At 69.9% G+C, this 20707-nt stretch carries 15 protein-coding genes; 7 read left to right on the top strand and 8 right to left on the bottom strand.

Annotated elements, in window-relative coordinates; all coding sequences use genetic code 11:
- Positions 1 to 13 precede the first annotated feature (13 nt).
- A complete protein-coding gene (locus tag ACVHNB_RS21485) occupies positions 14 to 1942 on the bottom strand; it encodes a GAF domain-containing SpoIIE family protein phosphatase (protein ID WP_456225607.1) in 1929 nt (642 codons plus the stop codon).
- Positions 1943 to 2108: 166 nt separating this feature from the next.
- Here ACVHNB_RS21485 and ACVHNB_RS21480 point away from each other — a divergent pair, with 166 nt between their 5' ends.
- Positions 2109 to 3446 (top strand): pentapeptide repeat-containing protein, encoded by a 1338-nt coding sequence (locus tag ACVHNB_RS21480; protein WP_428957102.1) that lies wholly within the window; start codon positions 2109 to 2111, stop codon positions 3444 to 3446.
- A gap of 78 nt (positions 3447 to 3524) precedes the next feature.
- Here the strand turns inward: ACVHNB_RS21480 and ACVHNB_RS21475 are convergent, their stop codons facing one another.
- The 3 genes from ACVHNB_RS21475 to ACVHNB_RS21465 form a co-directional block, all read right to left on the bottom strand.
- Entirely contained in the window at positions 3525 to 4379 is an 855-nt protein-coding gene (locus ACVHNB_RS21475; protein ID WP_428957103.1) for a hypothetical protein, read from the bottom strand.
- A 104-nt stretch (positions 4380 to 4483) separates the two neighbouring features.
- Positions 4484 to 6730: an MMPL family transporter gene (locus tag ACVHNB_RS21470; protein ID WP_428957104.1), complete on the bottom strand. Its 2247-nt coding sequence runs from the start codon at positions 6728 to 6730 to the stop codon at positions 4484 to 4486.
- Between the two features lie 133 nt (positions 6731 to 6863).
- Positions 6864 to 7508, bottom strand: a complete 645-nt coding sequence (locus ACVHNB_RS21465) for a TetR/AcrR family transcriptional regulator (RefSeq protein ID WP_428957105.1) — start codon at positions 7506 to 7508, stop codon at positions 6864 to 6866.
- A 101-nt stretch (positions 7509 to 7609) separates the two neighbouring features.
- On the opposite strand from ACVHNB_RS21465, the gene ACVHNB_RS21460 reads away from it, so the two are divergent.
- Positions 7610 to 8572: a zinc-binding dehydrogenase gene (locus tag ACVHNB_RS21460; protein WP_428957106.1), complete on the top strand. Its 963-nt coding sequence runs from the start codon at positions 7610 to 7612 to the stop codon at positions 8570 to 8572.
- Positions 8573 to 8603: 31 nt separating this feature from the next.
- Here ACVHNB_RS21460 and ACVHNB_RS21455 read toward each other — a convergent pair whose 3' ends face one another.
- The gene (locus ACVHNB_RS21455; protein WP_428957107.1) at positions 8604 to 9713 is read right to left on the bottom strand and encodes an ABC transporter substrate-binding protein; all 1110 of its coding nucleotides are present in this window, start codon (positions 9711 to 9713) and stop codon (positions 8604 to 8606) included.
- A gap of 299 nt (positions 9714 to 10012) precedes the next feature.
- On the opposite strand from ACVHNB_RS21455, the gene ACVHNB_RS21450 reads away from it, so the two are divergent.
- The 3 genes from ACVHNB_RS21450 (at position 10013) to ACVHNB_RS21440 (ending at position 16131) form a co-directional block, all read left to right on the top strand.
- Positions 10013 to 12073 carry a glycosyl hydrolase family 28-related protein gene (locus ACVHNB_RS21450; protein ID WP_428957108.1) on the top strand — a complete coding sequence of 687 codons (2061 nt, stop codon included), beginning with the start codon at positions 10013 to 10015 and terminating at the stop codon, positions 12071 to 12073.
- A gap of 408 nt (positions 12074 to 12481) precedes the next feature.
- Entirely contained in the window at positions 12482 to 14320 is a 1839-nt protein-coding gene (locus ACVHNB_RS21445) for a serine/threonine-protein kinase (RefSeq protein WP_428957109.1), read from the top strand.
- A gap of 359 nt (positions 14321 to 14679) precedes the next feature.
- Complete coding sequence (locus ACVHNB_RS21440) at positions 14680 to 16131, top strand: amidase (protein WP_428957110.1); 1452 nt, start codon at positions 14680 to 14682, stop codon at positions 16129 to 16131.
- Between the two features lie 40 nt (positions 16132 to 16171).
- On the opposite strand, the gene ACVHNB_RS21435 is transcribed toward ACVHNB_RS21440, so the two are convergent.
- Together ACVHNB_RS21435 and ACVHNB_RS21430 are read right to left on the bottom strand one after the other, a co-directional pair.
- Complete coding sequence (locus tag ACVHNB_RS21435; RefSeq protein WP_428957111.1) at positions 16172 to 16639, bottom strand: SRPBCC family protein; 468 nt, start codon at positions 16637 to 16639, stop codon at positions 16172 to 16174.
- Positions 16640 to 16738: 99 nt separating this feature from the next.
- The gene (locus ACVHNB_RS21430; RefSeq protein ID WP_428957112.1) at positions 16739 to 17122 is read right to left on the bottom strand and encodes an SRPBCC family protein; all 384 of its coding nucleotides are present in this window, start codon (positions 17120 to 17122) and stop codon (positions 16739 to 16741) included.
- 312 nt (positions 17123 to 17434) lie between these two features.
- Between ACVHNB_RS21430 and ACVHNB_RS21425 the strand changes: the two genes are divergently transcribed.
- Together ACVHNB_RS21425 and ACVHNB_RS21420 are read left to right on the top strand one after the other, a co-directional pair.
- The gene (locus ACVHNB_RS21425; protein WP_428957113.1) at positions 17435 to 18535 is read left to right on the top strand and encodes a glycoside hydrolase family 43 protein; all 1101 of its coding nucleotides are present in this window, start codon (positions 17435 to 17437) and stop codon (positions 18533 to 18535) included.
- A gap of 63 nt (positions 18536 to 18598) precedes the next feature.
- On the top strand, positions 18599 to 19774 hold the full coding sequence (locus ACVHNB_RS21420) for a glycoside hydrolase family 88/105 protein (protein ID WP_456225606.1): 1176 nt from the start codon (positions 18599 to 18601) through the stop codon (positions 19772 to 19774).
- An 83-nt stretch (positions 19775 to 19857) separates the two neighbouring features.
- Here ACVHNB_RS21420 and map read toward each other — a convergent pair whose 3' ends face one another.
- A complete protein-coding gene (gene map / locus ACVHNB_RS21415; RefSeq protein WP_428957115.1) occupies positions 19858 to 20631 on the bottom strand; it encodes a type I methionyl aminopeptidase in 774 nt (257 codons plus the stop codon).
- Between the last annotated feature and the right edge of the window lie 76 nt (positions 20632 to 20707).

The following is a 20707-nucleotide window of genomic DNA, read 5'->3' as shown; positions in this document are numbered from 1 at the left end:
CGGTCGAGCCCGTTCAGCGGGGGATGCGCAGGGCGAGCAGGGCGATGTCGTCGCTCGGGGTGTGACCGGCCACGCTGTCGGTGAGTCGTTCCAGCATCGTGGGGAGATCGACGTCGCGTAGGGACTGCAGTCGGAGCCCGGCCTGAGTGATGCCGTCGTCGATGGTCACACCGGGCCTCTCGACCAGTCCATCGGTGTAGAGGAGCAGCAGGGATCCGGCCTCCAGCAGCCGCCGGTGCACGGTGCGTGGCTTCACGGGCAGTGCCGGGTGGATCAGCAGGCCGTGGTCGGTGAGATGCTCGATGGCGCCGTCGGGACAGATCACGATCGGCGGGGGGTGTCCGGCGTTCGTCCACACCATCTCCCATGCGCCGCCGGTTCCGGTGGGCCGGAGGTGGGCGTGGACGAGGGTTCCGCTGGCCGCGATGCCGAGGGTGAGGCTGGCGAACTCCAGGGCGCTGACGACACGGTCGGGGGTGCTGCCGGGGTGGTCGATGTCGGCCTGGCGGAGCATGCTGCGGGCCTGGCCCATCAGCGTCGCGGCCTGAGTGTCGTGTCCGGTGATGTCTCCGATGCTGGCGACCACGGTCGCCACCGGCACGGTCCGCACGCTGTCGGTGGGGGAGTGGCCGGACGAGGCGACGTCGGTGTCGGTGTCGGGGAGTTGGTAGAGGTCGTACCAGTCGCCACCGACCATGTCGTTGTCCGTGGCCGCCCGGTAGAGCGCCGCGGACTCCAGGCCTTCCACGACAGGGAGGTTGGTGAGCATGGCCATCTGCAACTGGCGGGCCGCATCCGCCCGGTTGTCGACGTACAAGGCGCGTTCGACCGCGCGGGCGGTGTAGCCGGCGAGGGAGGCCAGGACGGCCTGGTCGAGGATGTCGATCTCGTGGTCGGCGTCCCAGCCCACCACGAGCACCCCCAGGGGGATGACCGTTCCCGGCAGCGGAACACACACTGCCGTCTGCAGCCCCAACTGGTCGAAGGCCGCGACCGCGTCGGAGCAGTAGCGGGCGGCCAACTCGTTCAGGTCGTGCACGATCACCGTGCGGTTCTCGCGTGCCGCCCGTGCGGTGGGCCATGCCGAGTCGAGTGGGTAGAGCTCGTTGGTCCGCTCCATCTGTACGCCCGCACTGTCACCGACCTCGTCGATCAGGCGTCGCATCATGGTGCCTTCGGCCAGGACCAGACCGACATACGAGGGCTTGAGATCGTTGATCACCAGATCGCTCACGCGTCGGCGTACCTCATCGATCCCCGTGGTGTCGGCCAGCGCGTCCGCGGCCCGGAGCAGCAACTGCGAACGTCCCAGGGCGTTCTCGGCCCGCTGGGCCAGTGCGTAGGCCTCCTGGCGCGCCTGCGCCTCACCGCGCCGCGCCTGTTCACGCTGGCGCGAGGCGATCCGCAGGCGCAGCTCCGTACTGCACGCCGCGGCGAGTTCCTCCAGATCCCGCAGCTCCCGCTCGCTCCACGCGCGGACCCGGGTGTCGATCGCACACAGGGAGCCCAGGACGTGCCCGCTCGCGTCGGTCAGCGGCATCCCGGCGTAGGCGACCACGCCCGGATCGGGCAGGGCCGCACCGGCGCAGGGAAGTCCGTTCTCGCGGGCGTCGCTGATCACGACCGGCCGGGCGGAGGTCACCACGTGCCGGCACAGGGTGTGCGTGAGCGGGGCCTGACGGGCTGTCGCCCATGGATCGGCCAGACCCAGCATGCCGGGGAGGATCTGCCGTTCCGACTCGACGAGCGACACCAGCGCGACAGGTACCCCGACGACCCTCGTCACCAGCCGCGCGAACCGGTCCATCCCCGCATCGGCCTCCGCGGTCAGACCCGTGTCCCGGATCGCGGTGACCCGTACCGCATCGGCAAGAACGGAAGGCAGCGGCTGCGCGCCCTCGGTGTTCTCGTGGTCCACGCCGCTCCCTCCCTGTGTCTGCACGCGAACAGTGTCAAATGGATTGACGGAGCAACTCTAGAGGCTTCATCCGGCCCGAACGGCTCACGGCGTACGCATTATGACCACGGCGTCGTCACGGAATCACCGTGACAGGAGTGTTGAGCCGTTCCGCCCCCGCAGCGACTCGGCGTCCGCCACCATCCGGTGTATGAATCCCGCACCACTCGTCGCCTGGACCGCAAAGCACTTATCGGTCGCCGGCCTCGTCGTCGCGGCCGTTGTCCTCGTGGTCGTCCTCTGCCTCGCGTACCGCGATCGCTCCGCGCCGGCCGCGGACACCGACGACGAGCGCAAGAAGCGAACAGTACGCCAGGTCAAGCGCTCCGCCCTGGCCGCCCTCGCCGGCTCCGCGATCTTCGTCCTCCTCTTCTGGCAGGGCCCCTTGTGGTTCGACGGCATCGACACCCGCGATTCCGAGCTGCAACCAGCCGACGGGGTCATCGTCACCGGCTTCCGCACCGGACTCGTGGCCTTCGCCGCCGGCGTCATCGCCGGAGCAGGCCTCTACTACACACACAAGAAGCACGAGCTCGAGCAGCAGCAGTTCCTGCATGCCCAGCAGCAGTTCGCCGAGAACCAGAAACAGTTCGAGACGACCCTTCGCGAGACGCAGAAGCGAGACGAGCGCCAGGCGGAACTCACCCGAGAGGGCCAGGTCACCGACCGGTACGTCGAAGCGATCAAGCTGCTGGCATCCGAGAAGCTCCACGAACGACTGGGTGGCATCTACAGCCTGGAACGCATCATGACGGACAGCGAACGCGATCAGCCGACCATCATCGAGGTGCTCGCAGCGTTCGTTCGAAACGTGGAACGCGAAGGGACTGAGGTCGCCGCCGACATGCAGGCAGCGATCAACGTGATGGGCAGGCGGACAAGAACAGACATCAGAATCGATCTGAGCCGGGCTCACCTGTGCGGAGCGAACCTCAACAGCCTCGACTTCCGCGCTGCGGACTTCTCCGGTGCATGTCTCGACGGCGCCAAGCTCATCTACGCTCATCTCACCAGCGCCACGTTCACGGGCGCCACGCTCGACAACGCCGTGATGACCTCCGCCCGGCTCGGCTGCGCCACCTTCATCGAAGCCTCCATGCGTGGCGCGGACCTAGCGGCAGCCGACCTGACCGACTGCTGGCTACCGGCGGACCTCACCGACGCCAACATGCGGTGTGCCGTCCTCACCGACACGAGCTTCAACATCGTGGAAGGGAACCGCTACAAGCCCGGCCTGCAGGAGTTCCGCGCCACCGTCGTCGGAACCGACTTCCTGGGAACCGATCTGCGTCCCGCGAAGAGCCTTCCGGATGCGGCAGACCTGGCCCGGGCTCGGCTCTTCAGCAACACCGAGCTCCCGCAGAAGTTGCTGGAGAGCCCGGACATTCAGGAGGCCATCCTGCCCGTCACACCCGACGACGACCTCGACGCGGTCATGCGGGAGGTGGCTGCCAAGCTGGCCGAACAGGCGGAGGGACGCGGCGAGTGACAAGCGGTGCGCCCGGGCCCAGGTGGCCTGTCCAGTGGTCGAGGCCCGCTGGGGGAGCCGCCAACGCCGCACTTGGATCTAGGCGTTCGGCGGCGGGTAATGGGCCTCGGCCGAGGCGCGGTCGCCGATCGCGAACGTCGACGAGTCCACCGTCCCGATGTGGATGGCGCCTCGTGAGGGCTCGGGCCGGGTGAGGAAATCCCGCAGGGCGCGGCCCGTCGGGAGGACGTGGGGGAGGGAGCTGATCAGGAGAGCGGCGCCCAGCGCGACACCGACCACGCGCCCGACGTCGCCGAGCAGGGCCGCCAGCTGCGGAGCGGTGAGCAGCAGGAACGCCAGGGAGAAGAAGGTCGGGACGTGTTCTCGGTCCGCCTTTATCCGCGCGGCCGTGCGTTCATGGAACTCGACATCGCCTTCGTCGTTGTGGGCGAAGACCTTCCAGTCGTTGATGTCACGAGCGGAGACGGAGATCCGCAGCGTCACGGCCTGGGACCGTTCCAGGTGGCCGATGGTGAAGACGGCCTCTCCCGGGGACTGTTCATGCTCCGGGCGCCGGGCCACGCCCATCTCGCGTTCCGGAGCAGGCGCGGGTACTGCCTCGATGACCTGGCCTCGGGGGAAGCCGAACCGCAGTAGCTGTCCGCGGACGACGCGGTTGCCGGTGTTCTCGACCCGGAACGTCACCGAGTTCAGACCCTCGATGGAGTAGCCGTTGTAGGTGAGTTGGAGCCGCTGACGGATCGAGTCGTCGGTGGACACCATGGCATTGTGGATCTTGGCGTCCCAGTGGAGCCGCTTGGTCGGTTCGCGCCGGAGCTTGACGCGTTCGACGGCAACGGTGCCGAGAATGCCGATGATGCCGCCCACGACGGCGACAACCAGGTTCTGCTGGAACTCACTCAGGCCCGTCTCTGCCGCCGCAGCGGCAGACATCGCCCACTCCATGGCCGTCCCCCAGGTCTCTCTCACCCCAACCCCAGCCCAAGTCACTTTATCCGCTTGCGGGTTGACCAGGCATCACTTGGAAGAGGCAGGACCTAGGAGGATTTCGGATCGCCCTCCGTGTCGATGTGCGGCAGAATCCGGTCGAGCCAGCGCGGTGTCCACCAGGCGCGGGAGCCGAGCAGGGTCATCACGGCCGGGACGAGCAGCAGTCGTACGACGGTCGCGTCGATCAACACGCTGACGGCGAGACCGAGTCCGAGCATCTTGACCACGATGTTGTCGCTGACGACGAACGCGGCGAAGACACTCACCATGATCAGAGCGGCACAAGTGATCACCCGCGCGGTGATCTCCAGAGCGCGGGCGACGCTCGCCTTCGCGTCCCCGGTGCGCATCCAGATCTCGTGGACCCGGGACAGCAGGAAGATCTCGTAGTCCATGCTGAGCCCGAAGATGATCGCGAACATCATCATCGGTACGTAACTCTCGATGGGGACCTTCCCTGACACCCCGAGAGCCGGGCCGCCCCAGCCCCACTGGAACACGGCCACGACGACGCCGTACGAGGCCGCGATGGACAGGACGTTGAGCACCGCCGCCTTCAGGGCGACCAGCAGTCCGCGGAACACGATCAGGATGATGACGAACGCGAGGGCGACCACCACGGCGATGATGAAGGGCAGCCGGTCCGCGACGATGTCACGGAAGTCGACCTGGGCGGCCGTGGTCCCGGTGACGTAGCCCTGGGCGGCAGTGCCGGAGACCGCCTGCGGGAGCGTGTCGTCGACCAGACGGTTCGTGAGATCGGTGGTGACCTGGCTCTGCGGAGACTCCTTGGAGAAGACGGTGCCCACCAGCACGTCCCCGTCCTTGGTGGCGGTCAGCGGTGTGACCGTCGCCGCGCCCGCGACGTCGCTCAGAGATTTCTGCGCCTGCGAAGCCAGCGCGGACCGCTGGTCGGAGGGCACGGCCGACTGGTCGATCACTACGGTCAGCGGCCCGTTGGAACCGGGGCCGAAGGAGTCCGCCATGATGTCGTACGCCCGCCGGTCCGTGAACGATGTCGGGTCGGCACCGTCGCCGATGTGCCCGAGCTGGATGGACAGCACGGGGATGGCCAGAACCACCACGGTCACCAGCCCACCCGCCAAGTACCACAGCGGCCGTCGCTCCACGCGCTGCGCGTACCGGTGCCAGGTGCCGTGTGCGGACACCTCGGGTCCTGCGTCGGCCTCCGCCACGGGTCTGCCCACGCGGTAGCGGTCGATGCGCCTGCCGATGAGTCCGAGCAGCGCGGGGACGAGGGTCAGCGCGCCGGCGACCGCGGAGATGACGGTCACGGCGGCCGCGAGACCGAGTTTGCTGATGAAGGAGACGCCGGAGACGGAGAGGCCGGCCAAGGCGATGATGACGGTGCAGCCGGAGACGAGGACGGCCCGTCCGCTGGTCGCCGTGGCGTGGCCCGCGGCCTGCACCGGATCGGCGCCGTCGATGAGGTTCTGGCGGTGGCGGGTGATGATGAACAGCGCGTAGTCGATGCCGACGCCCAGGCCGATCATGGTGGCCAGGGTCGGTGACACGGTCGCGAAGGTGAACGCGGCGGCCAGGAGACCCAGGCAGGCCAGACCACCGATCACGCCGAGCAGTGCGGTGACCAGCGGCAGCCCGGCAGCGAGCACGCTGCCGAATCCGATGAGGAGGACGACGATCGCCACCGCGAAGCCGATCGCCTCGCTGACCCGGTCGTCGGCCGCGGGCCGGGCCAGTTCACCCAGCGGGCCGCCGTACTCGACGTCGACCCCGGCCGCGCGGAGGGGCTGCACAGCGCTGTCCACGCCCGGCAGGTAGTCGTCGCCGAGGGTGGAGGGCTGCACATCGAAGCGCACGGTGATGTAGGCGGTCTTTCCGTCGTCGGACAAGGGCCCGACGTTCGGTTGCTGGGACTGACCCGAGGCGGGCTGTGAACTCGACGGAAGCGGATTCTGCGCCGACAGCACATGCGGCAGCTTCTGCAGATCACCGACCGTCTGCCCCATCTGGGAACTCACCGACGACAAGGCCTTCTGGTCATCGCGCAGGACGATCTGGCTGCTGTACCCGCCTGCCGCGGGGTCGTGCTTCTGGAGCACGTCCACGCCCTTCGACGACTGGACGCCGGGCAGACTGAAATCGTCCGAGTACTCGCCGCCGAACGACCGGTTGAGCACTTGGAGCGCCGCCAGGACGACCAGCCAGGCGACGATGACGATCACGGAATGCCGAGCACACCACTGCCCCAGCGCCCGTAGTCTCCCGATCCGGCTCGGGGCACCCTCTGACGTGTTCTGGGTCGCGGACATGTGCTGCTCCTGGGAGGGAGAAGATCCCCTCTACGTTCATTAAACGCTGGCATGTTCACCGCGTCCTGGCGAAGGCACGGAGCAGGGGCAGAGACAGGGATCCGCCATCGGGCTGCCGGGATCCGGTGATGCGTTACGGCGTGGAGGACGGGGGATCGAGTCGCAGGCGCGGAGCGGGCGGAAGGGGCGTGCCGGCTTCCTCCTCCGGCACGGCGCTGAACGCCTCGATCACGTAGGCGGCGAAGCGGCGGGACGCCGTGAGCCGGGTGGCGCGTGGGGCGTCCTGGATGCCCCGGTGGGCCATGAGCATGAGGATCAGGTCGTCGACGACGAAGCCGGGACGCAGCGGGCCGGTCGCCTGGGCGCGGCGGGCCAGTTCGGCGACTGCGCGCAGGGTCTGTTCCCGGTCGGCCGTGAAGTCCATGGCTTCGGGGAAGGTCGTCATGAACGTGTCGGCGAATCCCCGGCTGTGGGCGTGGAGTTCACAGATCTGCTCGACCAGACTCCGGAAACCGTGCCACGGGTCCGCGTCCGCGAGGGCGTCACGGACGACGGCACGACAGGCGCGCCGCTGCTCGGCGAACGTCTCGGTGATCAGGGCCCGCTTGGTCGGGAAGTGCCGGTACAGCGTGGCGGGGCCGACCTCCGCGAGCCGGGCGATCTCGCGCATGGGAGCACCGAGGCCCTCCGCGCCGAACACGGCGCGGGCGGCTTCCAGGATGCGGGCCCGGTTGTCGCGGGCGTCGGAGCGCACGGTGTGAGGCAAGTGTCCGGTCATCGCCTCTCACTTTAGCCAAACGGACGGGGGCGTCCGTTACGGTCCGATCCGGTCGGGCCGTCACAGCGGCGCCCCGACCGTCCACCGACCGAGGAGCCGGAATGAAAGCCGTTGTGATCAGGACGTTCGGAAGCCCGGACGGGCTGGAGGTCGTCGACAGGCCCGTGCCGGTCCCCGCCCCGGGGCAGGTGCTGATCGGCACGGAGGCGATCGGTGTCGGCGGTGTGGACGCCGTGATCCGCCGGGGAGCGCTCGCCGCCTACGGTTTCCGGGAAGGCCATCTCCTCGGCAGCGAGGTCGCGGGCATCGTCACCGCGGTGGGGGAGGGCGTGGACGCCGCGTGGACCGGCCGGCGGGTGTGGGCGTTCACCGGCCTTTCAGGCGGGTACGCCGAACAGGCCGTCGCCGCCGTCGAGGACGTGCTGGTGCTGCCCGACGGCCTGACCGGCAGCGATGCGGTGACGCTCGGCGGCTCCGGCCCGGTCGCCCACTTCGCCCTGGACCGCGCCCGCCTCGCGCCCGGCGAGACGGTCCTCGTGCGGGGTGCGGCGGGCAGCATCGGGATCACCGCGGTCCAGCTCGCGGCCAGGGGCGGTGCGGGCGCGGTGGCGGTCACCACCTCGTCCGCCGAGCGCGGCGCCCGGCTGCGGGACCTGGGGGCGACCCATGTCCTGGACCGCTCCGGCGAGGGCGGCCCGGACGCGCCCGCCGGGTTCGACGTGGTGATCGACGTCGTGGGCGGTGAGCAGCTCCCGCTCTTCCTCGACCGGCTGAACCCCAACGGACGGTTCATCGCCGTCGGCGTGGTCGGCGGGCAGCCCCCGGCCGACTTCGGTCTCCGGCTGATGGACGCCTTCCGCAGGTCCCTGTCGTTCGCCACCTTCAGCTCCGACTCCGTTCCCGGCCCCGACCGGCAGGCCGTGCGGGCCTCCCAGTTCGCCGCCGCGAGCCGCGGGGACCTGCGCACGGTCGTGCACGAGGTACTGCCGCTCGACCAAGCGGCGGCGGCCCATCACGCGATGGACGCGGGCAAGGTGTTCGGCAGGGTCGTACTGGTTCCCTGAGGAGAGGGCAGAGGAGCCGAGAGCCCGCCGGTCAGCCGGTGTGAAGGACCCGGAAGCGCTCGGGTGCCGCCGGGTCCCGATCGACGACGTGGACCGGTGCCCCGGCCCACTGCCACACGCTGCTGCCTGACGGGCGGGTGAACCGGATCTGTCCGCGGGTGCCTTCGACCGTGACGCCCGGCCAGGACGCGGCGATACGTGCCCGGTCCGTGCCGTGGGAGCGGAGCACCTCGGCGAGGACGGTGATCGCGTCGTAACCCTCGTAGGCGACGAAGGAGGGAGCCGCGGCCAACTGCTCGCGCAGGACCGCACCCACACGTGTGCCGAGCGGGCCGAGGTGCTCGGGAAGGTAGCGCAGGAACGGGATCGCGGCACCGTCCGCGCCCAGCAGTTCGGCCCATGCGGCGAACTCCGGCTGCCCCGCCGGAGCTCCGATCAGGAGCTCGGCGAGGCGCTGGTCGTGGCGGACCGCCTTGACGATCGGCACGGCCGGCTCCGGGTGTCCGACCAGGAGAAGGAGGGCTGTCACGCGCTGGTCGACGAGTGCGTCGCACACGGCCGCGGGGGTGAGTGCGCCCATGTCGAGTTCGATGACGCAGCCGCCTCGTGGAGTCAGCCGGTCCCGCAGAATGCGGGTCCCTGAGGCCCAGTAGACGCTCGGCTGGGTTGCCACGGCGATACGGCTGTGACCGGCGTCGAGCAGGAAGTCCGCGTAGACCTCCCAGCCCCGGGACTGCGGCGGGGGCAGGCGCGCGACCCACTGCGTCGGCTGTTCGGTGAGCGCGTCGAGGACCGCTGACGAGCAGAGGAACGGCAGGCCGAGGCTGTCGGCCCTGGCGGCAGCGGCGCGCGCGACGACGCTGTGGTACTCCCCGGCCACGGCGGCCACGCCCAGGTGCGCCAACTCGTCGACGGCCGCCGCGGCCTTGTGCGGATCGGCCGCGGTGTCCCGGACCACCGGTTCGAGCGGTCGTCCGGCGATCCCGCCGGCGGCGTTGACGTCGCGCACGGCCAGTTCGAGACCTGCGAGCAGGTGCCGGCCCGCTTCGGTCCAGCCGGGTCGAGTGAGCGGAACGAGAGCGCCGATCCGTACGGGTGGCCCGTCGGTCCGCTCCGCAGGTGGCGATGGTGGCGTACTCATGCGTCGGCGTCTCCCGTGCGGCGATTCGGTGGCAGTGACCGTCCCCGGTCTCCGGTCGTGCCCGAGGGTTCCGGCGTCACCGGAGCCACAGACTCGCAGATGGCACCCACGGACCGACGAGCAGGGGGCGCCGGACTGCACGACACGTCAGGCGACGCAAGAATCCAACAGCTCAACGCAATTCCATTCCTCGCAGACGGAAATCTCGCACGAATCCCTTGTGGTGATGTGCCAAGTCGCCCTACTGTCACCGCACTTGCGCATCGCCCGCGCGTTCTCCCGAGAGAATCGAGAACCGGATGTACTCCACCCGCACGGCCGCGGGAAGCCGCCGCGTCCCGCGCCGAAGACCAGTCCGGCTCGTCGCCACCCTGACGGCGACCGCGGCCGGGCTCTCCCTCGCCGTCGTCCAGCCGGCCTTCGCCACCGGCAGGGCGACGCCCGCGCCCACCCCTGTGACCCGCGCGGCCCTCGCCCCGTCACTGGTCGAAGGCCGCGGCGCCGACGTGCCGTTCGCGGAGCAGGAGGCGGAGAGCGCACGGACGAACGGCACCGTCATCGGCCCGGACCGCACCGCGTACACCCTGCCCTCGGAGGCGTCGGGCCGCTCCGCGGTGAAGCTGAAGCCGGGGGAGTACGTCGAGTTCACGCTGCCGCGCGCGGCCAACGCGCTCACCGTGCGCTACAGCGTCCCGGACGCCCCCGGCGGGGGCGGCATCACGGCCCCGCTGGACCTCACGGTCGACGGCAGGCGCCAGGCGCCCATGACGCTGACCTCGCAGTACTCCTGGCTCTACAACCAGTACCCGTTCAGCAACGACCCGCAGGCCGACCTGCTGCACCCCGACTGGTGGATCACCGAGTGCGGCTGCGTCCCGTCGGCGACGACGCCGACTCCCGTCATCGACAAGCCGTTCAGGCCCAGCCACTTCTACGACGAGCAGCGGGTGAAGCTGGGCAGGACGTACCGGGCCGGGGACACGGTCCGCCTGACCGCCCCCGCCGGCACGAAGGCCGCCTGGACGGTCATCGATCTGCTCGACTCGGAGCTCATCGGGGCACCGCACATCGAGCTCCGCGCCGCCAACGTCCTGGCCTACGGCGCCGATCCGACCGGCCGCCGCGACTCCGCGGACGCGATCGACAAGGCCATCGCCGCGGCGAAGCGCCGTCACCTGAAGGTCTACCTGCCACCGGGCACCTACCAGGTCAACCGGCACATCGTGGTCGACGACGTGACGATCGTCGGCGCGGGCAACTGGTACACGACCGTCAAGGGCCGCCAGGTCACCCTCGACAGCCCCGCTCCCGACGGCTCGGTGCACACCGGCGTGGGCTTCTACGGCAAGGACGCGTCGGACGGCGGCAGCCGCAACGTCCACCTGTCCGGCTTCGCGATCCAGGGCGACGTCCGTGAACGCATCGACACCGACCAGGTGAACGCCGTCGGCGGCGCGATGAGCGACTCCACGATCGACGGCCTGTACCTGCAGCACACCAAGGTCGGCCTCTGGTTCGACGGCCCCATGAAGAACGTGCGGGTGACGCGGAACGTCATCGTCGACCAGATCGCCGACGGCCTCAACTTCCATACGGGCGTGACCGATTCGGTGGCCGCGCAGAACTTCGTACGGAACACCGGTGACGACGCGCTCGCCATGTGGTCGGAGAAGCAGCAGAACGCGCGCAACAGCTTCTCCCGCAACACGATCCAGACCCCGGTCCTCGCCAACGGCATCGCCCTGTACGGCGGCACGGACAACGAGGTCACCGGCAACCTGATCGCGGACCCGGTCCGCGAGGGCAGCGCCATCCAGGTCGGCTCCCGCTTCGGCGCCGAGTCGTTCACCGGCCGCCTCCGGATCACCGACAACACGACCGTGCGCGCCGGGACGTACGAACTCAACTGGAAGATCGGACTCGGCGCCATCTGGTTCTACGCCCTGGAGAAGGACATCGACGCCGACATCCAGGTCACCGGGGACCGCTTCCTGGACAACACCTACAACGCGATCATGCTCGTCTCCGACTACTCGGTGAAGGACAAGTACTCCATCAGGAACGTCCACTTCAAGGACATCAAGGTCGACGGCACCGGCACCTCGGTGCTCAGCGCCCGCGCGGCGGGCTCGGCGTCCTTCGAGAACGTCGACGCGCGCAATGTCGGCGCGGTGGGCGTCAACAACTGCGGAGCGTTCAACTTCCCCGCCACCGGTTCGGAGTTCACGGTCGAGGACCGCGGCGGAAACGACGGCGGCGGCACCACCGGCCCCTGGCTCGCCGCCTGGGAACTGCCGAACACGATCACCTGCGACGACCGTCCGCCGGTGGTCCCGCCACCCGCCCCCGGCGCGTGGTGAACTGACCCGTGTGCCCCGGGCGGAACCAGCCGCCCGGGGCACACGACGACGGCTCGCGTCGCGCTGCCGGGGTCAGCTGCGCCGGACGCAGGCGAGCAGGATGTCTACGAGCCTGTCGGCGTACTCGGCCGGGTCGATGCGCGGGCTCCTGGCGCGCGTGCGCAGGGGGCTGTGCCGGTTGACCGACCGGTCAATAGGGGAGAGCTCGGGGGCACCCGGCCGGTCGCATCCCCTGGAGGAGCCCTGAAGGAGCCCTGGAGGAGCCGGACGGCATGTTCGAGACCGCCCCAGTAGCCGCAACTCTGTGCGAGTGCCACGAGTCTGCGGGAAACGGACAACCACAACCGCTTGCTGTCGGCATGATGCAAGCCCGCGTGAGCGGAGCGCGGGAAGACATTGGGGGGTCCGGTGGAATTCGTGCAGGCGGTCGGGGCGGGGGATCCGGATCAGGTCGGGCCCTATCGGGTGGTGGGCCGGCTGGGCGCCGGCGGCATGGGCCGGGTGTACCTGGCACGCTCCAAGGGTGGCCGGGCGGTCGCCGTCAAGGTGGTGCGGCCCGAACTGGCGGAGGACCGGGAGTTCCGGCACCGGTTCGCGCGGGAGGTCGCCGCCGCGCGCCGGGTGAACGGGGTGTTCACGGCGGGAGTGGTGGACGCCGACGCGGCGGCGGACCCGCCCTGGCTTGCCACCGCCTACGTGCCGGGCATCTCCCTGGACACCGCCGTGGCGCGCCACGGCGCCTGGGAGGCGGCCCCGGTGACGACCCTCGCGGCCGGCCTGGCCGAGGCGCTGGAGGCCATCCACACGGCAGGGCTCGTGCACCGCGACCTCAAGCCGTCGAACGTGCTGCTCGCGGCCGACGGACCCAGAGTCATCGACTTCGGCATCTCGACGGCCACGGAAGCGAGCGCGATCACCCGTACCGGCGTGGTCATCGGGACGCCCGGATTCATGTCGCCGGAGCAGCTGACGGGCGAGCGGGTCGGACCGGCCGCCGACGTGTTCGCGCTGGGCGCCGTCCTGGCGTTCACGGCATCCGGCTCCGGCCCCTTCGGCACGGGCTCGGCGCAGGGACTCATGTACCGGATCGTGCACGGCGAACCCGATCTCGACGCGGTCCCGGACACGCTGCGCCCACTGGTCGCCCGCTGTCTGGCCAAGAGTCCAGATGTCCGGCCGCGCGTCGACGAACTGCTGGCGGAACTGACGGACGCGGCGGGCACGCCCCGGACGACCCTGCTCTTCACGAGCGCGGCCTGGCTCCCGGACGCGGTGGCGGCGACGGTCCGGGAAGCGCGGGACGGTGCACCCGGGTCCCCGGGCGCAGGCACACCGGCCGCGCCGCGGACGCCACCGCACGGAGCGCCCACGATGACAGGCCCGCGGCCGCCCGTCCCCTCGGTGCCTACGACTCCGCCGCCCGCGTACACCCCCACCGCGTTCGCCGCCGATCCGGGCGGAGGCGGCGCGGGGGCCGGCTTCGGCCCGGTGGGTACGCCGCCGGGTACCGCCCCTGCCAGCCCCTTCGGCACCCCACCGCCGGGAATGCTGCCGACCCCGGTTCCGGGCACGCCCATCGGCCCGCCACGGAGCCGCCCGGGCAGGCGGCGCGTGGCCGTGGTCGCCTCGGCTCTCGCGGCCGTGCTCGCCATCGGGCTGTTCGCCTGGCAGGCGGACGCGCTCTTCGGCCAGGGATCCGGTTCCGATCTCGGCTCCGGCGGCTCGTCGCCGAGCGCCTCGGACTCGACGTCCTCGTACTCCAGCACACCGACGCCCTCGGACACCGACGTCGTCGGACCCGCCTCCGACAGCCCGTACGAGAGCCCCTCCGACACCTACAGTCCGTCCGCGACGCCGTCCGACACCCCGAGCGACACCCCCTCCGACGACTCGTCGCCCACCGACGAGGTGACTGATCTGTCGGGCCAGTGGGACGGCAGCTACGTCTGCAACCAGGGCATCACGGGTCTCGCGCTCACCATCGAACAGGACGACGACGGCACCGCCGAGGCGGTGTTCTCGTTCTACCCCGCCCCGTCCAACCCGCAGGTCCCGCGTGGCTCCTTCGCGATGGAGGGGACGTTCGTGGACGGCGTCCTGACTCTGCGTGCCACTCACTGGATCAACCAGCCGCCCAACTTCCAGGCCGTCAACCTCCAGGCCAGTTACGACACGTCGACCCCCGACCACCTGGACGGTCTGATCTACGGAGCGAACTGCACGACCTTCTCGACAGAGCGCTCCTGAACACCCGCAGCCCCCTGCGTGAGAGACCGGCGCCATAGGTGCGGGTGTTCGCGGTGCTGGCGGACCCGACGACCCACTCCGGACCCGACGATCCACTCCGGACCCGACGATCCACTCCGGGATCGACGGCACCGGCTGCTGGGTCCAGGAGTCCGTCGCCCGGGCGCCGCTGGCCGATGGGGGCGCCGCAGTCCATCCGGGAACACCTCCACCTCCCGCCCTTCGGCCCGGAGCATCTCGCCAACTCGCTGCACCATCTGGCCGAGATCGCCGCGGCAGGATGAGAGAGAAGCTCCCGCCGACTCGTTGCGCGAAAAGGTATTTCGTGACCTCCTCAAGGGGTCGCTACGTTCGGATTCATGGAGTCGAAATTCCCTACGGCCGAAGAACTCACGGCTGCCCTGCGTGCCGGTGAAGTGACCTCGGCGGAACTGACCGACGAGGCGATCGCCCGGATCGAGCGCGACGACAAGGCGATCAATTCGATCTGTGTGCCGGACTTCGACCGGGCGCGGGCCGCCGCACGCGGCGCCGACCAAGCGCGCGCCCGCGGTGAGGACCGGCCGCTGCTCGGTGTTCCGGTGACGGTCAAAGAGTCCTACGACATCGCCGGGCTGCCCACGACCTGGGGCATACCGGCACACCGGAATTACCTGCCGGCCGAGGACGCGGTGCAGGTGTCGCGGCTCAAGGCCGCGGGCGCGGTGGTGCTCGGCAAGACGAATGTCCCCTTGGGGTTGCAAGATCTGCAGAGCTTCAACGAGATCCACGGCACCACGAACAACCCGTGGGACCACGCTCGCACCCCGGGCGGATCGTCCGGCGGATCAGCGGCGGCCCTGGCGTCCGGATTCGGGGCGCTGTCCATCGGCTCCGACATCGCCGGTTCGCTGCGCACCCCCGCACATTTCTGCGGTGTCTACGCCCACAAGCCGACGATCGGCCTGGCGGCGATCCGCGGCATGGTCCCGCCGCCCGCACCGGCCCTGCCGACCGAATCAGACCTCGCCGTCGTCGGTCCGATGGCGCGCACGGCCCGCGACCTCACCCTTCTGCTCGACGTCATGGCCGGACCGGACCCGCTGACGCTCGGTGTGGCGCACAACGTGACGCTGCCGCCCGCGCGCCACGAGAGACTCCGCGACTTCCGGGTCCTGGTCCTCGACACCCATCCGCTCATTCCGACCGGGTCCGCGGTGCGGGCGGGCGTGGACCGGGTCGCCGACGCGCTGGTCGACGGCGGCGCCCGCGTCGAACGGCACAGCCCGCTGCTGCCCGATCCGACCGAAGCCGCCCTGCTCTACACGCAGTTGCTGTTCTCGAGCACCGTCGCACGTTTTCCCGTCGAATCGTACGAGCAGCTGCGGACCCGCGCCGCCGGGCTGAGCGCCGACGACCAGAGCCTCGACGCGGCACGGCTGCGCGGCATGGTGTTCAGCCACCGCGACTGGATCGAGGCGAACACGCGCCGCGAGCTCCACCGCCACGGCTGGCGTCAGTTCTTCGCGGCGTTCGACGCCGTGGTGTGTCCCATCACGCCCACTCCCGCGTTCCCGCACGACCACGACCCCGATCCGATGGCGCGCCGCATCGACATCGACGGGGACGCGTACCCCTACTTCGACCAGCTCGTCTGGGCAGGCCTGGCCACCATGCCCGGTCTCCCCGCCACCGCCGTACCAGCGGGCCGGTCCTCCGAGGGCCTGCCGGTGGGCGTGCAGCTCATCGGCCCGATGTTCGAGGACCGCACTCCGCTGCGGCTGGCCGAGCTGCTCGAGGAGAGGATCGGCGGCTTCCAGGCTCCGAGGTAGCACGTGCTGTCGAGACAGCGTGGCGGCACAGGTCCCACACCTACTGGGCGCTGTTCTTGCCGAGAGCGGTATCGAGAGCCTCGGGGAGAGTGCGGGTCACCTCGTCGCCCAGTTTCTCGAACTCGCGCCGCAGCACGGGCTCGGCGAGCTTGGCCCACCAGGGATGGAAGGCGATGGTGGCCCGGTAGATGATCTCCGTGACCGCGCCATGGCTCTGGAAGGTCAGGTCATCGGTCGACGTGGCGGTCTTGTTCTCGCCGACGAAGACGAGCCGGTCGGCACGCATGCGTTCCAGACGGTAGACGAGCTCCGTCTCGCGACCGCGGAACACCGAGACGTTGTGCCAGGTGGCGCCTTCGCGCACCGGGTCGTTGTCGGTGCCGCCGGTGCGGCTGCACGCGGTCGTTCCGGGATCCCACTGCTCCGTATGCGCGAAGTCGGCCAGGTAGCGCACCACTTGGTCCAGGGGATGGGGGACGGTCAGAGTTCGTGTCACGCGCACAGTCATTCCGCATGAGTGCCCCTCAGCGGTGCCGAGCACGCATCATCGAACGCCTCAGCCCATCTGATCTTCGCGCGAGCGGTCGGACGGGTGCCCGATTGTGCTTCAGGGGCGTACGAGGTGACGTAAGGCGCGACGGGCCAACGGGGCGTACGCCAGGACGACGAGCACAGGCCCTTCGATCCGCAGGCGCGTCACGGCGCCTGTACCCCCGCTCGGCCGGACCGCGTGCCACAAGCGCATACGGGCCGGTCCCGCCTGCACGCGCCAGCTCCATGTGCGGGCGCGGTGGTCAACTGCTGTGACGACGAACCGCACGGCCGGCCCGGCCACGGGACGCAATCGCCCCCGCATCCCGGCCCGCAGCTCGTGCTCCGTCTCCACGGACCGGATCTGCGGGGCCCACGTCGGCCAGAGAGCGGGCTGCGCGTAGCGCTGCCACACCGTGTCCACGTCCGCGGCGCCCTGTGCCCGCAACGTCAGCCTCATTCCTCCACGGTGCCTGCGCGATGCCGCGTACGCCACTTGCGGGCGGTGATCCGGAGCTCCCGGCCGATGCCCTGCACGGTAAACGTTGAACCAGAACCCATTCCAACGACGTTCCCTGACGCAGGCGTTGACATGTCCAGCGCCCTTCGGGAGCCTGTGAGGGCGTTCTTCCAACGATGTAACAACGCGTTCGGTCGAGCGTGACGGTCAGGGTCTCCAACGCCACCGCCACCCTGCCGGACATCGCCGAGCCGCGGATCCTCCCTGTCCGCCGGGTGTCGTCCGAGCAGCGGCCGACAAGGGAAAGAGCCCATGAAACTCTTCAGACGCTCGGTAGGTCTCGGCGCCCTCGCACTGGCGGGCGCACTCGCCGTTCCGCTGTCCCTGTCGATGCCCGACACCGCCCGGGGAGCGTCTCCCGCGCGAGCGGAATCAGTGCAGGGCGCGATCGGCCTCAAGGGCGCGGATCCCAGCGTGCTGCGGGTCGGCAGCACCTATATCGCCGTCAAGTCGGCCGACGGAGGCATCGTCGTACGGCAGGCGTCGTCGCTGGACGGCCTCGCCTCCGCGCCCGCGAAGAAGGTCTGGTCGGACACCCGTGACCTGGGTGAGGTCTGGGCCCCGGAGATCGTCCGGGACGGCGGGCGTTACTACATCTACTTCTCGGCGGGCCGCAGTGCCGCCCACCGGATGTACGTCATCAGCTCCGCCGCCCCCGACAGCGGCTACACGGCGGAGAAGAAACTGGCGCTGCCGGACGACAAGTGGGCCATCGACGGCACCCTGTTCACGTTCCAGGGGCAGCGCTGGTTCGTCTGGTCGGGCTGGGCCGGGGACACGAACGTCGAGCAGAACCTCTACATCGCCCGCATGAGCGACCCGACCACCCCGACCGGCAACCGGTCGATCATCTCGCAGCCCCGCGAGAGCTGGGAGCGCGTGGTCGGCGATCCGTACATCAACGAGGCTCCCGAAGCCATCAAGGACCCGAACGGCCAACTGCACATCGTCTACTCCGCCAACGGCAGTTGGAGCAGCCAGTACTGCCTGGCCGATCTGCGACTGCGAGCGGGCGGGGACCCCACGTACGTGTGGGACTGGTACAAGTCGAACGGCTGCCTGTTCGGTTCCCACCGCGAGACGATGATGACCGGCTGGGATCCGACGCTGTACGTCGACGGCCCGGGCCATCACAGCTTCGTCCTGCTCGACGGCGACATCAACACGAGTCCGCCGGCCGGCAGCAAGTTCCCCTCCATGTTCCACGCGGTGGCCAAGGGGACGCCGTACTCCTGGGAGAACCGCGCCTGGTACAGCGGCTCGTTCGTCTGGTGGGGCGACACCACCTACCGGCGGGCCAACGTCCCCGGCGCCGAGACCAACACCGGATGGAGCCTCAAGTTCTTCGAGTGACGTCCTGAGTCCCCACCTCACCCGCCCTGGCGAGGTGACCGGCGATGACGACGAGGAGCCTTTGTGATCACACGCAGAACGGCCGTCGCGAGCGGCCTGGGCCTGGCCGCCTCTCTGCTCCTGCCCGGTACGCGAGCATCCGCGGCACCTGCACGGCCCTCCACCTCTGCCGCCCTTCCCGAGGGCCTGTCGCGGGCGGTCGTGGACAGCACGTTGGCCCGTATCCCCGATCCCGCCGACTTCGGGGCCTGGGGCTATCCGCAGGGCCTCTTCCTCCTCGGCGCCCACCGCGTCCACCAGCGGCTGGGGGAGCCGTCCTACCTCGACTACATCCGGCGGTGGGTGGACCGCTTCGTCGACGCGAACGGCCACATCGACAACAGCTTCGACACCCTGGACTCGATGCAGCCCGGCAACCTGCTGCTCGTCCTCCACGAGGAGACGGGCGACCCGCGCTACCGCATCGCGGCCGACAGCATCAGGCAGCGCTTCACCACCTATCCGCGCACCGCGGACGGCGCGATGTGGCACGGCACGAGCAAGACCAACGAACTCTGGGCGGACGGCGTCTTCATGGCCCAGCCCTTCCTGCTGCGCTACGGACTCGCCTACGGCGACGAGCAGTACGCCTACGAGGAGGTCACCCGGAACCTCACGACCTACTTCGCCCACCAGAAGGCGGACAACGGCCTGCTCTACCATGCCTTCGATGCCGACGGGGACGCCCCGTGGCACCCGGACCCGGCCACCGGCACGTCCGGCTACTTCTGGGGGCGGGCCATCGGCTGGACGGCCATGACCCACATAGAGGTACTGGAACTCCTGCCGGCCGATCACCCGAGCCGCCCCCGCCTCATCGAGAACGTGCGCCACCTGGCGCACGGCTTCGTCCGGTACCAGGACCCCACCAGCGGCCGCTGGTTCCAGGTCGTCGACCGTGGCGAGGACGACAGGAACTGGACCGAGACGTCCGCTTCCGCGATGTACACGCTGATGCTGAGCGAGGCCGTGCGGCAGGGCTACGTGCAGGGGGCCGAGTACGAGCGGGCCGCCCGGCGAGGACTCGAAGGCGTGCTCGCGAAGGTGACGGCGAGCGGTGACGGGATGGTCGACGTGCATGACATCTCGGTGGGCACGAACGTCGGGGACCTGGAGTTCTACTACGAGCGTGCGCGCAGCACCAACGACCTCCATGGCCTGGGCGCCCTGCTCCTGATGAACGAGAGGCTGAGGCACTGACGTTCGCCGGTCCGGCGGCGCTCTGGACGACGTCCTGCCGTGGGGCGGCCGTGGTGGTGGGCGCCACGGCCGTCGCCGGAGCGCTATCGCTGGGGCAGGGTGAGGATCTCGGCTCCGTCCTCGGTGATGGCGATGGTGTGCTCACTGTGCGCTGTCCGGCAGCCCGTGGCGCTGCGCAGTGTCCATCCGTCGGCATCGGTGACGAGCTTGGCGGTGTCCGCCATGACCCACGGCTCCAGTGCCAGCAGCAGCCCGGGGCGGAGCGTGTATCCGCGGCCGGGCCGCCCGGTGTTCGGAACGTGCGGGTCCTGGTGCATCGTCGACCCGATGCCGTGGCCGCCGAACTCGGTGTTGATCGGGTACCCCGCCTCGCTGAGAACCGTGCCGATGGCGTGGGAGATGTCGCCGATGCGCGCCCCGGGCCCGGCGGCGGCGATCCCCGCGGCCAGCGCGCGTTCGGTCGTACGGATCATCGCGATGCTCTCCGCGGGCTTCGCGTCGCCCACGATGAAGCTGATCGCGGCGTCTGCGGCGACCCCGTTCTTGGAGACGGCGAGGTCGAGTGTCAGCAGATCGCCGTCGGCGAGCGTGTAGTCGTACGGCCTTCCGTGGAGCACGGCGTCGTTCACGGCCGTGCAGATGTAGTGGCCGAACGGGCCACGTCCGAAGGACGGCGCGTAGTCGACGTAGCAGGACTGTGCTCCCGCCTCGGCGATCATGGTCTTGGTCCACCGGTCGATGTCCAGAAGGCTCGTGCCGATCGTGCTGCGGCTCTTCATCGCCTGGAGGATGTCGGCGACCAGGGCGCCTGTTTCCTTCGCTCGGGTCAGCAGGGTGGGGTTCAGGATCTCGATCATGTGCCGCTCTTCTCCGGGGACCAATAACTATACCGTCCATACTGTACCGGTATTAGAATCGGGAGATGGTCGGGCG

It is taken from the genome of Streptomyces sp. YJ-C3 (genome assembly GCF_053891275.1).
Note: the sequence above shows the minus strand (reverse complement) of the source record. Positions and strands in the feature narration are given on the sequence as shown.

Excerpts from the sequence above, each read along its gene's own strand:
- ACVHNB_RS21455 (WP_428957107.1), bottom strand. The coding sequence starts at position 9,713 with ATGAGTACGCCACCATCGCCACCTGCGGAGCGGACCGACGGGCCACCC.
- ACVHNB_RS21435 (WP_428957111.1), bottom strand. The coding sequence starts at position 16,639 with ATGACTGTGCGCGTGACACGAACTCTGACCGTCCCCCATCCCCTGGAC.
- ACVHNB_RS21440 (WP_428957110.1), top strand. The coding sequence starts at position 14,680 with ATGGAGTCGAAATTCCCTACGGCCGAAGAACTCACGGCTGCCCTGCGT.
- ACVHNB_RS21480 (WP_428957102.1), top strand. The coding sequence starts at position 2,109 with ATGAATCCCGCACCACTCGTCGCCTGGACCGCAAAGCACTTATCGGTC.
- ACVHNB_RS21450 (WP_428957108.1), top strand. The coding sequence starts at position 10,013 with ATGTACTCCACCCGCACGGCCGCGGGAAGCCGCCGCGTCCCGCGCCGA.
- ACVHNB_RS21430 (WP_428957112.1), bottom strand. The coding sequence starts at position 17,122 with ATGAGGCTGACGTTGCGGGCACAGGGCGCCGCGGACGTGGACACGGTG.
- ACVHNB_RS21460 (WP_428957106.1), top strand. The coding sequence starts at position 7,610 with ATGAAAGCCGTTGTGATCAGGACGTTCGGAAGCCCGGACGGGCTGGAG.
- map (WP_428957115.1), bottom strand. The coding sequence starts at position 20,631 with ATGATCGAGATCCTGAACCCCACCCTGCTGACCCGAGCGAAGGAAACA.
- ACVHNB_RS21425 (WP_428957113.1), top strand. The coding sequence starts at position 17,435 with ATGAAACTCTTCAGACGCTCGGTAGGTCTCGGCGCCCTCGCACTGGCG.
- ACVHNB_RS21475 (WP_428957103.1), bottom strand. The coding sequence starts at position 4,379 with ATGTCTGCCGCTGCGGCGGCAGAGACGGGCCTGAGTGAGTTCCAGCAG.
- ACVHNB_RS21465 (WP_428957105.1), bottom strand. The coding sequence starts at position 7,508 with ATGACCGGACACTTGCCTCACACCGTGCGCTCCGACGCCCGCGACAAC.
- ACVHNB_RS21470 (WP_428957104.1), bottom strand. The coding sequence starts at position 6,730 with ATGTCCGCGACCCAGAACACGTCAGAGGGTGCCCCGAGCCGGATCGGG.